Genomic DNA, 12,637 nt, shown 5'->3' on the forward strand with positions numbered 1-12,637 from the left:
CCCTACCTCCCCGCGCCCCTTCCTCCTAGCCCCCCACCCTCAACCACCCGCTACGGCACGTCGCGGGGCACCAGACCGATCCGCACCCCGTACCCGTCGGGGCCGTCCGGGACCTGGTCCTGCTCGTGCGCGATCAGCTCGCAGCCGGTACAGCGCACGCTCGTGGTGACGTACGCAAATCGGTCACCACCCTGCTGCTCGTCCCACTCAGCAGCCCGAGTCCCGCACTGATCGCACACCGTCCGCTGATACGCCACGAACGCCAGCGCCTTCGCCCGGTCCAGTTCGGTCCAGCGGCCATCACCCGCACCAAGGAACTGCGAGTGCGGAATGCCCCAGCGGTCGCACAGCTCCAGTTCAGTACGGAGCTGTACGTCCGTGATCAGCCTTTTCCCAGCTCCACGGTGCTGGTGCGCACGATCTGCTGGGCCTGCCAAGCCGCCGCGAACAGCGCGTTCGACTCGGCAACCGGCCACGAGTCGAGGAGATCCTGTGCATCCTCCTCGCTCATGCCCTCCACGACGTTGTACTCGTCGTCCCGCTCAATGTGCGCGGCAGCGATCAGCGCCGCGGGGAACGTCTCCGGATTCCACGCGTCCCCGTCCTCAGCCTGCGCCTCGGTCGGAGGGAACCGTTTGATCAGCCCGTCGAGGATCGGACGCGGCAGCGCCCTGAACGTCAACTCCAGCGCGACGCAGTCGAACATCTCCTGCGCGGTCTCGACCTCGACCTCGGCCTTCGCCGTCGCATCGCTGTACTCGCGACCGTTTTCTGCATCCGCCATGCGGCAACGGGCAAGATCCCGCAGCGTCTCGTCCAAGTGCCGCTTGGCGTCCTGGTCGTCACAGATCACCAGCGTGTACTCGGGCAGCTCCCGGGCACGCAGCCGGGCCAGCTTGGCCGCCCAATGAGCGTCACGGGCAACAGCCGTGGCCGGCGGGACAGGAGTGTTCTTGTTCTCCGTGGTCACCGGCATCACTTCTCGATCTTCGGCGCCGTGGCGGCCGGGACAGCGGCGTCCTGGGTGGGCTTCTCCGTGATCGAGAAGTTCACGGTGAACTTGGCGGCCTCGTTGTCCGTCGAGTAGTTCGGCGACCGCGACCCGATTCGTACCGGGAACACGTCCATCGAGCGGGAGCCGGCGACGTCGCCCTTGCGGAGGAAGACGACCCAGCCGGTGTCGTCCTTCTTCAGCAGCTGCTCGATCTCGTCGGACACCTTGTCCTCGTAGAAGCCGAGGGAGGAGTCGTCGGCCTGATCGGTGCCGGGGATCTTCGACTCGAACGTCGAGCCGAGGTCGGGGGTTTCGATGGCCTGGTTCTGGAGTGTCCAGCCGTCGATCGCCGCGATCGCATCGGTCAGGTCGGTGCCAGCCGTGAGCTCGGCACGGGTGGGGACGTGTCCGGTGTCGGCGACGGTCTTGAGCCACAGGACGCGGGTCACTCCGCGCCGGGAGAACTTCTTTACCTGCAAGGTCTGCTGTCCGATTCCGGGACGGCAGCCACACATCCGAGAGGCCCCGTCCCTCGACGACTGTCGGGGAACCGGCCCACACCACGGGGTGGTTGGGCGTCCGCGCGGGGGCCTCCGCGGTGAGGGTGCGAGCGCGCTCAGACGAGAACAGCTGAGCGGTGCACGTAGATCACCCTACTGTCCTCGGCCGCAGATCCACCGATCCCCTCGAAGGCACAGCACCCCAGCACCTTGATCCCTACGATGCCGGAGGAAGCAGTGGAGGAGGCGCGCACGACATGGCGGACGAAGAAGACCAGGCGGAAGCTGCGGAGGGCCCCGCCGAGGCGGGCTCGAGTTACGACGACTTCCTCATCGAGGCCAAGAAGCGTGCAAGCAGCCCAAACCCCCTTGAGATACCCATCTCCGACCTGCTCGCGTTCTGGAACGCTAAGCGACGTCGGCATCGCATCGTCGCGAGGATCGTGGCTGATCTCGCAGCGGAGGGGCTGCAGACCACACCAGATCTTGATGCCCAAAACTCCTGGGAATCAGTGCAGATCACGCGACTTCCACAGACAGATGCGCCGCCCGGTGAACCGGTCGGCATCAAGATCGGGAGTCTCGAAGCCGCGAAAATCTGGGCAGCAGGTGCGGACCCGGACAACACTTCCGGTACGCCGAAGATCCCCGGCCTGAGTCGGGACGCATCCTTGGCCACCGCCAGCTCCATGATGCTGGCATCCAACCTCGACCAGCTTCCTGTCACAGCCGGGAGAGTCCTCGAAGGAGCGGTCAGCTGGCGGTCCATCGCCCGCGCCCAGTTCGTGAACCCGCGCGCCACGCTCAGGGACGCGATCGTGCCGGCGATAGAGGTCCAAGCAGAGGATGACCTGCTCAGCGTCATCCCGCAGATCGTCGAGTCAGGATTCGTGTTCGTCCGCGACCGCAAGAACGTGCTCACCGGCGTCGTCACGACTGCTGACCTGAGCCGAACGTTCGACACCCTGACGCGCCCGTTCCTGCTGATCGCGGAGATCGAGCGACGTTTGCGGAAGATCATCGACAGGAAGATCGCCGACGGATCCTTCACTCAGGAGGAGTTGCGCGCCGCTGTTCAAGGCGAAGGACGTGACCCAGTCGAGGGCGCCGCAGATTTGACGATCAGCGAGTACCAGTCGCTCCTGGGTTCAAGGGAGATGTGGGAGCGGCTCGGGTGGCAAGCCGACCGCAAGATCTTCGTGAAGGCCCTCGACGACGTGCGGAAGATCCGAAACGACATCATGCACTTCGACCCTGACCCCCTGGACACGTCGCCCCTGGTCGGGTTCCTCGACTGGCTTCGGCTGCAACACCCGAAGGACTAGGGTGCGTATCGGGTCGTGATCAATCTGCGGGATTCACCCGTTGTGTGAACGGTGATCCGGTGGATCGGTTTGCGTGACGCGAGTGCAACTGACCGACGACGAGAGGGAGTTCATCGATCCGTACCTGCCGATCGGCGAGTGCGGCCCGTACCCCGAGCGCCTGCGGCAGCAGTTCGAGGGCGTGATCTGGCGGTTCAAGACCGGCGGGCAGTGGCGGGAGATGCCGCAGGAGTTCGGCGCCTGGTCCACCCAACTCACTGCGAGGGGCGTCCGACACACTGGAGTCACGCCAACGGCGGGTTGCCGGTCTGGGGCGTGGGCATCGGACGCAGCGGGACGCTCCGCACCGCCAGTCGCTCGAGGGCGGGGTCCGCTATGCGGCCGGAGGCGAGAGCCGCTGCGAGGGCTTCTGCCGCCGTTGCACGAAGGCCGACGCCTACGTGGACGAGTACGAGCAGGAGGGGCAGGGCGAGGAGAGCCCAGGGGCTCCAGCGGATCGCGACAATGACCATGGTGACGCAGAGCGGGCCGAACATGGCAATGCGAAAGTCCGACTCGGCCTGGAGCCGGTCATGCTCTGCGGCGATCGGGTCCGTGGAACCCCGGAGCCGCCACAAGAGGCCGCTGCGGTCCGCCTCGAACTCGTCGGCGATCTTCTCCACGTCCACCGCGTAGTGGACAGCCCATCGGCGGGCCCACGAGTTGGTGGTCAGCAGCTCCTGCCACTGGGAGCGTGATCTCGCAGGCGAGAGGGACGGCGGGTCAGCTTCCAGGCGATCGAGGAGGAGGGTCCTGAGGGCTCCATCGTCGACGACTCGTTCCGCGAGCCTGACGGTGACGAGCCCGGCAAGGGCACGGTCAGCCCGCTCGTTGCTCCTGCTGCCCGGGGTGACCGCTGCAGCAGGGGTTCGCCGGAGGAGCTGGCCCACCGCGTAGGTGATGGACAGGCCGAGAGGAGCAGCGGCGACTCCGAGAAGGTACGCGCCGACGCTGACGGCCACGCCCACCGCCACCGGGCCCGCCGCGCGCGCGAGGCGGTAGATCTCGCCCGGTACGCCGTGAGCCGTGCCCGCCGCAGGAAGCCGGTCACCGAAGGCCAGCCACAGGGCCAGCAGCCAGACGTACCCCACGGCGAGTGGGAGACGGATCTCCCGCACACCTGGCAGCAGCGTTGCGAGCATGGCGTCAGTCTGGTCGATCTGGAAAGCCAGAACCAGCCCGCGTCGTGCCTTCTTGGACGCCCTGGCATTGGCTGGGCTTCCTACGGTCGATACTTTTGGAGTGTCAGGCAGTCAGCCCTATCCCGATGGAGCTGCCCATGTCTCCCACGACCCCTCGGTCAGGATGGCTCGACATGCTGAGACGCAGATGGCGCGAGTGGAAGGCCGACCGCGCGGCCGGGCGTGCGGAGGGCGCCGCCTCGATGTCGCTTTCGTCAGCGCCGCCGGACGGAATCGTCATCCCGGACTCCCCCGAGGGCCCGCGCGGGCCCCGGCGCAGCTCCAGGAGGTCCGACCCTGGGGGCCCGCGCTAGTACCCGGTCACCTGTTAGGCGCGGACTCTGGGGGCGCTTGCCGGGAAGTTGTACACGGTGAAGTCGATAACCGGGCGATACCCGATCCGCTGGTACAAGGCGTTGCTCGTGGGGTTCGCCAAGTCCGCGAACAGCAGCACCTCCGCCGCGCCCGCCGCCAGCGCCGCCCGGCTCACCTCAACCGTCGCGGCACCCCCATATCCGCGGCCCCGCAGATGGGCCGGGGTGTAAACGGGAGCCACCCGGATCTGTCCTGCGACCAACGGCGTCGCGCCCGCCATCGAGACAGGAGTGCCGTCCGGGGTCTCCCAGAACGTGACACGTCCATCGGCGATACGAGTGTCGGCCCAGGCGCGGGCGCGAGCGTCTGAGGGGGCAGCACCTCCGATGGCAGCAACGAACTCGCGGTACCACAGCATGAGTTGCTCGCGGTCCCGCTCGCCCACGACCCGGCCTCGGCCCTCGGGAGCCGGATCCGGCAGGGTGAGTGCGCCGAGGCGGTACAGGCGCTCCCGCTCGTGGAGCGTCGGCGTCACACCCGTGTGCCGTGCCCACGCCCCGACGAACGCGCCGGCAGTGTCGTCATCCGCATTGACGCCAGGAAGGACATGACCAAGGCCGGCGAGGTGAGCGGCGAGGGCGTCAGCCTCGGCGGGAGCCAAAGGGGTGATGCTCAGTCGACGCGGCGGGGTGCGGAAGAAGGCCGCACGCACCTCGCCTGCCCGCTCCAGCCAGCCGAAGAGAGGAGCCTCCGTGCCGTACGCGCTTGTTCCGCGGGTACGCAGAGCCTCGGTCACGGTGAGGGGGACGGTGTGTAATGCGGGACGTGAGCGCAGGAAGTCTCCGGCGCGGGCGAGAAACGCGTCGACGTCTTCGGTGAGATGCCAGTCATCCGGGTTCATGCCCCATGATCCCGCGCGCTGTCAGCGTTCGCCCGCGAATTTCCCCGGCACAGACGACAGGGCTCGTATGCCCGAAAGACCGGAATCAGGATCCCCCTCGGTAGCGAGAATGCCCCCGCAGTCCGTAGCCGAGAGCTCGTACCGCTGCACCGCCGTCACGACACCATCGTCCGCACCGGCAGGATCCACGCCGTCATCGACGAGCAGCTCCCGCGCCCACACATCCACACCGGCAGCCGCAATCGGATGTGCCCACGCGCCTTGCGCCGTACGGCCGAGCAGCGCCCGCCGGACCCGATCCGCGAGCCACTCGGCCTGATCGGTCCGTGCAGCCACGACGGTCACCTGATAGACGAGACCGGCATCCTCCGCTCTGTCCGAGAGCGGCGCCCCGTCGACCGTGCCGCCCTGCGGGTACAGAACCGTGTACGGCAACGGTGCCGGACGCCCGTCGAGGAGCGGTAGCCGGCCACGACCGCACGGCCTGCCAGTAGTTGCGGCCAGCATCCCTTGCAGAGCTTCCGTCACACGGCCGCGCTCGATCACACGTCACCTCCGGCGAAGTACGCGGCCGCGGGCCCCTCAACGCTGAGCACCCCGTACCGGCACAGACCGAGCGCGTCCCACTCCATCACCCCGGGCGTGGTCAAGATCGACAGGCTCCGCTCGCCGTCCTCGTCGAGGACCTCGGCGACCACGACCGCGCGGGCGAGCAGTCCCCGCTCGTGTTCTGCGAGCACGCCCGCCAAAGCGTCCTCGAGACCGTTGGCCATATCGCTCACAGCGTCCTCGACACCGCACCGCGCAACTCCCGGACAAGGAGCGGGCCGAAGGCGTTGACGGCCGGCCCCAGGTGAGGGAACGGCGGCGTGTTGTAGTGTCGGCCGAGGCTGTCGACGCCGACGAACCCGAACTCCAGCCGCCTGCCCTGCGGAGCATCGGTCCCGACTTCGGCGACGATCACGGGCCCGGCCCGATGCACGTCGGACTGCCACGACGCCCGGTACCTACCGGTGATCACCCGCGGGCCAGGTCGCCCGGACGCATTGCGCTGCACCTGCACCACGAGAGCCTTCGCCCCGTGCCGCATCGCGACCTCTGCCGCGGACACCGCCGCCTTCCCGCCACGTTCCAACGCCGCGGCCAGCTGGGACGGATGCTGAAAGGTTCCTCCGCTCACTGCGTCACAGGCTTCCGGTTGTGCTCCTCCAGCCACACGGTGCGCAGCACCGGGAACGACGACACCTCACCCAACGCCGATACCCGGTACGTACGGCCAACGGCCTGCTCGTCACGGGCCTCAACGACCAACACGGTGTCGTTCTCCCACACCTCCGGCGCCCCAAGCGGCAGCAGCATCCGGTACCCGGCGCGCACCTCCTGGACGTACGCGCCGTCCTGCCCCGAACCCTTGCTGCGGATCCGCTCCTGGTGCGCGTACAGACCGGCCTTGTCCTCGTACACGACCATAGGCGGGGCCGGCACAAGGTCACCGGTTCCCGCGTCGAGGATGTCCTCGCCGCTTCCCCGGCTGACCTGCACCTTGTCCGGCATCAGATGGCGCTCCGCGAAGCGGACGAGCCCGGACTGATCAAGCACCCGCAGCCCATTCCCTCAGCTGCGCCAGCATCCCGCGGGTCAGCTCACCCGGACGCCCGTCCAGATCGTCTCGGTCGAGAACGGCCTCGTCGAGCTTCTGCCAGTCCACCGCATCAAGGAAGCCGATCACCACATGCCGAACGTCCGCCGGCTCCACGACTACCTCGGCCAGACCGTCGAACTCCACGCCCTTCCAGCCCTGTTGTGCGTACAGGGTGACCTCGGGGCCTTCGTCGACGGTCTGCGTGATCCGGTACGCCTCCACAGCCGAGGCGACATCATGGCCGTCGATCTCGATGACCGCGGACTCCTCGGGGCGGGCAGCAATCCGAACGCGGCGGGGCTCCAGGTAGGTGCTCATGAAGCCGACCCTAGGTGCGCGAAGCTCAGCCACTTCCCGGAGAAGCGGGGAGGCCTGTGCGGGTCACAGCGGCACGAACGTGCACTGGCCTACGCTGCCTGCGCCTTACCGAGCGGGCCGGGACTCGAATCCGCGTTCCGCGGCCGAAACCGGCTGAGGAGGCGCGGCTCGTCCTTTTCGCGAACCTCCTCCATGAGGGTGCGCAACTCCTGGACCAGGTGCTGGCAGCTCTCGTCGGCGAGGACGAACGAGGCGTCTTCCAAGAGGATCGACGCATCCATCAGCATCGCGAAGAAGCGACCGTGCTTCCTCCGATTGAGGCGAACCCCAGGACCCTCGAAGACGTTCGCGAAGACCAGGCCGCGCACGACGGCATCGGAATCCGAGTACATCGGGTCAGCGTTGAGCATCCCGCTGGCGCAGCTGATCTCCCTCGAACTCGGCTCCCAGCGCCCCTTGTTCAACTTCTTGCGCAGTGTGGCGATGGTGTCTTCGATCGCGCTGATTACCTCGTCCACGACAGGCAACTCTAGAGTCCCATTGCTGCCAAGGCGTCGGAAACGAGCATGCGCGGGGGTATCGGAGCACGACCGCTTCAGCCAGCCGCCTGGCCTGCACGGCGACCGGGTGAAGCTCCGCGCCCCAGAGCGTCTCCTTGCCTGCCGTAGCGTGAAGCACGTCCTATTCAATGCAAGCTGGCTGCTGCTTGGACCATGCTCTGCCCCCGCCCCCTGTGAGGCCGGGCAGAGCATGCTGCCTTCTCCAGACGTACTTGGTGCCCGCACGGGCGTCTCGGTAGCGGACGTGGTTGCCCGTAACCCCATGTGCCCGTTGTTGTCCGATCCCGTTGGGGACTGCATGGCATGGCGGTCGTGACCAGCGAGGTGGAAGGTCAGGTTGCGTGCCTGGAACTCCGGTCGGTCCGCTAAACCTTGCTTTTTCGGCGGCGATACCCAGACCCACTGTCCCGCTGTTGGGCGAGATCGGATTGCCAGTGCCTGACGACACGGGTTCTGTCAGTGGCGGGAGTATGGCGGGTGTAGGCACCAACCCTGGCGGCTGCGAAGAGGGGTTCCCCACGCTGTCGTGTGGACTGGACCTCGAAGGTCCTGTGCAACGAGCCTGAGACGCTCAGTTCATCTCTGCCAGATCCCGATCGCTCATGCCGAACAGCACATTGGGCTGGTCGTACTCGAAGCTGTAGCCAGCGATGAGAGCGGCGGCGATGACATCGCCGTTGGAGACGTACCTGCCGGTCGCCCGCTCCACCACGTGTAGCACGGTGTAGCTGCTGACCGTAGGTGTTCCGGTCGACGTGATGTTCTCCCACAGCCATGCCGCCGTCTCCATCACAATGGCCTCGCGTCCGGCCAACTTTGCGCGGTCGGCAGCGAGTTCGGCTTGGCGCTGCCCAGCCGTCTTGCGTGAAGCATTGAAGACGCCGATACCGAAGGAGCCGAGCTGCGGATGCTGCTGCATCACCTCGGCCAAGGTCGGCGGAGTGATCTGTCGGTAGGCCATTCGGGAAACCTTGTCTTCGCCGCCACGATGGACGTGGGCCACCATGACTCGGAACGGGCAGGCGCAATCCGCCACGCACACCCTACGTCGCAACCCAATCCCATAGTCGGAGCAAGAGCCGCTCACGGGCTGGCGGGCTCGCGGCTGGCGGCGATGGAGGTGACGGACTCCTTGGCGTCGCGGCGGCGCAGGACGACGCCGGGGCCAGCCACCGTGGTTGCCGACACCGGCGAATGCAAGATCTAGCTGCAAGGTCAATCTGGCCTATGCAAGGTCAGTCGCTGACGCTGTCGTGCAGGACGGCGAGCAGGGAGCCGGCGTCTTGATGGATGCGCGGGAGCACGTGCGGGGACGCTGCGTCGTCGACGGGCCTTCCACGGGGGTGCGTCGTCAGCAAGGTACGCAGCCGCGGCTCGTGGGCGATCATGCGAGGCCCGTGAGCGGGGCCGAGGCGATGGACCGCGGTGCGATAGGCGAGAACCTCGCGTCGATATGCCATGTCGGTGCCGTGGACGCGAATGTCAATGAGGCCTTGTGGTGTTGAAATGCGCCAGGCGCGAGCACCGCTGAGATCGATCGGCAGCGGCCAGGGAGCGAGCGCGCCGATGCGGACCTTGGCCCATTCGGCCACCTGCGCCGGGATCGGCATTGACGGCGCGGGCGGCGCCTGACGAGTACGGGACCTGGGGTTCGAGTTCATAGCTGTGGGGTGGACGAAGACGTGTCGGGCAGGGAGGAGCGGGGCGAAGGAAGCGAAGCACCGTTGGAACCGGGCCGAACGAACTGGCTCGCTTGAAGATCAAAGAGCTCGGCGTAGACGCCGCCGTCGGCAAGAAGCTGGTCAGGGCTCCCGGACTCCACCAGACGCCCGCCGTCGAGCACATGGATCAGGTCGGCATGCTGCACCGAGGCCAGCCTGTGGGTGATCAGCACCACCGTCTGCCCGGCCTTCGCCAGGGCGCGGATCGCAGCAAATACTTCCAGCTCAGCTCGGGCATCGAGGGCGGCCGTCGGCTCATCCACCACCAAAATGTCGCCCCGTCGGAACGCTGCTCGTGCGACACCGATGCGCTGCCACTGCCCGCCGGAGATCTCGTGCCCGCCACGGAAGCCGCGGCCAAGGAGAGTGTCGAGTCCGCGCGGCAGGCTGTCGATCACCTTGCCGGCCCCGGCCTGGTCGATCGCCTCTTGGACTCGCTCGGTGGTGAACGGAACCTCGGGCCGCCCGACGCCGACGTTGGCGCGTGCTGTGAAAGTCCAGCGGACAAAGTCTTGCGCCACCATGGCGACCCGTCCGGCGAGCTGGTCACGATCGGCGTGCGCCGTGTCGACGTCATCCCAGCAGATGCGCCCTGCGGATGGCTGGTACAGGCCAGCCAGCAGTTTCACCAGTGTGGTCTTGCCCGCGCCGTTGACACCCACCAAAGCGATGATCTTGCCGGTGGGGATGGTCAGGGACACGTCGGTGAGGGCGGGGCTGCTGTCCTCGCCAGGATAGGTGAAGGACACGTTCTCGAAGCGGATTTCCTCAGGCCGTTCGGGGAGGTCCAGGCCACCGGTGGGAATGGCCCGCCGTTCCGCCTCGACGTTGAGCTGCTCCAGGTCGCCGATGAACAGGGCCTCGGCGTTCAGGGAGTTCAGCTCGAGTACGAGGGTGTTGAGGCTGCCCGAGCCGGAGCGGATGGCGATGACCGCGGTGCCTGCGACGGCGAGTGCCATGACCCCGGACAGGAGGAGTGCGCCGAGCGTGAGGTAGGTGGCGATCGTGGCAAGTCCGGTGCCGGCTGCGGCGATCAGAAGCGTGCGTCCCTCCAGACGGGCGAGGCGAGCCTGTTCTTCCTCGGCGGCCTCGGACATGCCGCGGAAGTGCTTCAAGAGGAACGGTCCGAGCCGGTGCACACGGATCTCGGGAGCGGACTTCGGATCGACGAGCATCCGGGCGATCACCTGGCAGGCACGGGAGTGCTGCACCCATGTGTGAAAGGAGCGATATCTGCGCTGCGCGGTGATCAGCGCCGACCAGGCGCTGGGCAGCGCCATGAGCACGAGCATCGGCAACAGACTCCAGTGCAGCACCGTGAGCACACCCATCGCGGCCACCAGCGAAAGTAGGGCATTCATGACGCGAGTGGACATCTTGATGGCACGCCGTGCGGCCATCGCCCCGTACTGGGCGGAGTCGAGCAGCCGATGAAAGCCGTCGTCCTCGATGGCGGCCAGCTCCACTCGGGCGGCACGCGTCAAGTAGGTTTCGGTCGCCAGCCGTTCGACCTTGGGCTCCAGGCGGCCGGTCGCATAGGTGGACAGGGACCGCAGTAGCGCCGCCGTGACCATGGCGACGGTGACCACAATGAGAGCCGGGGCCGCGGAACGGAATCGGTCCGTCAGGTCACCGTCGGCGAGTAGATCAGCGAGGACCTGGTTGACCGCCAGCAGGCTCACCGCCTGGGCGAGGCCTCGGCCGATCTCGCAGCCGATCACCAAGCGGGCAGCACTCCGGTCAGCGCGCCACGCCAGCCGGAACCCGGTCTTCAGCAGGTCCGGCATGCGCCGCACCATCGCCTTCGGACTCAGCTCAAGGCGCGCCTGCTCATGCCGAGACCATCCCTGGTCGTAGCGCAACGGCCCGCCGAACAGGAGCTTCTCGGAGTCCGAAACGATCGCGTCGGGATCATCCAGCAGATTCTCTCCTGCCTTGCCCGCAGCGTCTGAGCTGGTCACCAGGCCACCCCCGCCGCCGGGATCTCGCTGACCGTGGCGCCGGGCGCCGGGCGCAGCCCCCACCTCTCGATGGCCAGCCACTCGGCGGCCGTGGCGTGGAGGTGCGCTTGTTTCCCCCACCTGAACAGCTCCACCGCCTGCTGCGCCGGAGCGAGCAGTCGAAGCAGCATCCGTCCTGTGGCCGGATCGGGAGCGGCAGGCCCAATCTGGGTGACGCGGGCCGCCATCCGGACACGGGAGCACGGGTCGGTGCCCTCGTGCGCGGCGCCTTCATCGTCGTGCATGTAGCCGAGGTACTGCGGGTCGACGCATGACACTTGCGCTTGTTCGACGGCCTCCCGCTTGAGCGTGGCGACCGGATCCCCACCATCGGCGTGCTGATTGACGGTGCCGCCCGGCAGATGCGGCCACCAGTCCTCGGTGTCGATCAACACCACGCACCGGCCGTCCGGAACGAACAGCCATCCCCACGCCTGCATCATCACGAGCCCGCCCGGTACCGGAGCGTGATGCCACGGCCCCTGCTGGCGGTGCGGTCTCGAGTACGCCACGTCCGGCCACATGGTGTCCGCGACGCATACGGCTCCCGGAGTATCGAATGAGGCTGTAGTTCTCGGTGAGTGTGCTGAGCTGTCAGGCAAGGCAAGTCCTCAACTTCGTTTTCAGTTAGTGAAGTTCGAGCTGTGTCGGTGCGGCGGCGCGAGGCTGCATGCCGGCAGCGCGCACCAGATCGGCCAGAGAGGCGATGGCCTGCGCGCGGGCTGCTTCGGTCAGCAGGTGCCGGAAGAGCGCCGCGGTGACGGTGACGTCGTCCATCGCCCGATGCCGGTGGGCAGGCTGGGGGATCCCGCAGTGCGCCAGCAGCGCGTCGAGGCTGTACGAGGGCAGGCCGGGCCACACGTGACGAGCCAGCCGCCGAGTGCAGATCAGTCGCGTGTACGCCAGTCGCGGGCAGTGATCGCGGTAGCGGTAGATGAACCCGGCCTCGACCGGAGCGTGATGTGCCACCAGCATCTTGGGGCGGGCTGGCAGAGCCGCGTCCAGGGTGTGCAGCACGGAGGCGGCGTTCGGGGCCTCGGCGACGTCGCTAGTGCTGTGACCGGATAGGTTCGCCGGGTTGGTCAGGCGGCGGTGGTGAGGGGGCGTCCGCCCCAGCGGATGCCTTTCTCGCTTCGTATGC

17 protein-coding genes and 1 pseudogene are annotated in these 12,637 nt (G+C 67.4%); 2 read left to right on the top strand and 16 right to left on the bottom strand.

All coding sequences use genetic code 11. The features are described from left to right. Positions 1-50: 50 nt before the first annotated feature. From AB0D49_RS13515 to AB0D49_RS13525, 3 genes are all read right to left on the bottom strand, one after another. Positions 51-257, bottom strand: coding sequence for a hypothetical protein (locus AB0D49_RS13515; RefSeq protein WP_362755729.1), 207 nt, complete (start codon positions 255-257; stop codon positions 51-53). Between the two features lie 125 nt (positions 258-382). Then, on the bottom strand, positions 383-970 hold the full coding sequence (locus AB0D49_RS13520) for a hypothetical protein (RefSeq protein ID WP_362755732.1): 588 nt from the start codon (positions 968-970) through the stop codon (positions 383-385). A gap of 5 nt (positions 971-975) precedes the next feature. Continuing rightward, positions 976-1,473: a hypothetical protein gene (locus AB0D49_RS13525; protein WP_362755735.1), complete on the bottom strand. Its 498-nt coding sequence runs from the start codon at positions 1,471-1,473 to the stop codon at positions 976-978. Positions 1,474-1,751: 278 nt separating this feature from the next. Here AB0D49_RS13525 and AB0D49_RS13530 point away from each other — a divergent pair, with 278 nt between their 5' ends. Both AB0D49_RS13530 and AB0D49_RS13535 read left to right on the top strand, forming a co-directional pair. Continuing rightward, positions 1,752-2,819 (top strand): CBS domain-containing protein, encoded by a 1,068-nt coding sequence (locus AB0D49_RS13530; protein WP_362755738.1) that lies wholly within the window; start codon positions 1,752-1,754, stop codon positions 2,817-2,819. A 73-nt stretch (positions 2,820-2,892) separates the two neighbouring features. Further along, positions 2,893-3,069 (top strand): annotated as a pseudogene (locus AB0D49_RS13535) (transposase); the annotation flags it as partial. Positions 3,070-3,103: 34 nt separating this feature from the next. On the opposite strand, the gene AB0D49_RS13540 reads toward AB0D49_RS13535, so the two are convergent. The 13 genes from AB0D49_RS13540 to AB0D49_RS13600 form a co-directional block, all read right to left on the bottom strand. Beyond that, on the bottom strand, positions 3,104-4,000 hold the full coding sequence (locus AB0D49_RS13540) for a hypothetical protein (RefSeq protein ID WP_362755835.1): 897 nt from the start codon (positions 3,998-4,000) through the stop codon (positions 3,104-3,106). A gap of 367 nt (positions 4,001-4,367) precedes the next feature. Next, the gene (locus tag AB0D49_RS13545) at positions 4,368-5,255 is read right to left on the bottom strand and encodes a GNAT family N-acetyltransferase (RefSeq protein WP_362755741.1); all 888 of its coding nucleotides are present in this window, start codon (positions 5,253-5,255) and stop codon (positions 4,368-4,370) included. A gap of 21 nt (positions 5,256-5,276) precedes the next feature. Continuing rightward, positions 5,277-5,801 (bottom strand): hypothetical protein, encoded by a 525-nt coding sequence (locus tag AB0D49_RS13550; protein ID WP_362755744.1) that lies wholly within the window; start codon positions 5,799-5,801, stop codon positions 5,277-5,279. Then, positions 5,798-6,028, bottom strand: a complete 231-nt coding sequence (locus AB0D49_RS13555) for a hypothetical protein (RefSeq protein ID WP_362755747.1) — start codon at positions 6,026-6,028, stop codon at positions 5,798-5,800. Before AB0D49_RS13555 ends, AB0D49_RS13550 begins: the two co-directional genes overlap by 4 nt. 5 nt (positions 6,029-6,033) lie before the next feature. After that, positions 6,034-6,435: an HK97 gp10 family phage protein gene (locus tag AB0D49_RS13560; protein WP_362755749.1), complete on the bottom strand. Its 402-nt coding sequence runs from the start codon at positions 6,433-6,435 to the stop codon at positions 6,034-6,036. After that, positions 6,432-6,854 (bottom strand): DUF6093 family protein, encoded by a 423-nt coding sequence (locus AB0D49_RS13565; protein ID WP_362755752.1) that lies wholly within the window; start codon positions 6,852-6,854, stop codon positions 6,432-6,434. The genes AB0D49_RS13560 and AB0D49_RS13565 overlap by 4 nt, the downstream gene beginning before the upstream one ends. After that, entirely contained in the window at positions 6,847-7,215 is a 369-nt protein-coding gene (locus AB0D49_RS13570) for a hypothetical protein (RefSeq protein WP_362755755.1), read from the bottom strand. The genes AB0D49_RS13565 and AB0D49_RS13570 overlap by 8 nt, the downstream gene beginning before the upstream one ends. An 89-nt stretch (positions 7,216-7,304) precedes the next feature. Then, positions 7,305-7,733 (bottom strand): hypothetical protein, encoded by a 429-nt coding sequence (locus tag AB0D49_RS13575; protein ID WP_362755758.1) that lies wholly within the window; start codon positions 7,731-7,733, stop codon positions 7,305-7,307. Between the two features lie 613 nt (positions 7,734-8,346). Continuing rightward, on the bottom strand, positions 8,347-8,736 hold the full coding sequence (locus tag AB0D49_RS13580) for a hypothetical protein (protein ID WP_362755761.1): 390 nt from the start codon (positions 8,734-8,736) through the stop codon (positions 8,347-8,349). A gap of 274 nt (positions 8,737-9,010) precedes the next feature. Continuing rightward, on the bottom strand, positions 9,011-9,436 hold the full coding sequence (locus AB0D49_RS13585) for a hypothetical protein (protein WP_362755764.1): 426 nt from the start codon (positions 9,434-9,436) through the stop codon (positions 9,011-9,013). Further along, on the bottom strand, positions 9,433-11,418 hold the full coding sequence (locus AB0D49_RS13590; protein WP_362755830.1) for an ABC transporter ATP-binding protein: 1,986 nt from the start codon (positions 11,416-11,418) through the stop codon (positions 9,433-9,435). The genes AB0D49_RS13585 and AB0D49_RS13590 overlap by 4 nt, the downstream gene beginning before the upstream one ends. Positions 11,419-11,453: 35 nt before the next feature. Then, positions 11,454-11,942: a hypothetical protein gene (locus AB0D49_RS13595; RefSeq protein WP_362755767.1), complete on the bottom strand. Its 489-nt coding sequence runs from the start codon at positions 11,940-11,942 to the stop codon at positions 11,454-11,456. A gap of 181 nt (positions 11,943-12,123) precedes the next feature. Next, the coding region (locus AB0D49_RS13600) for a 3'-5' exonuclease (protein ID WP_362755770.1) at positions 12,124-12,637 on the bottom strand (514 nt) is incomplete at its 5' end.

It is taken from the genome of Streptomyces sp. NPDC048290, assembly GCF_040652095.1.
Classification (GTDB): Bacteria; Actinomycetota; Actinomycetes; order Streptomycetales; family Streptomycetaceae; genus Streptomyces.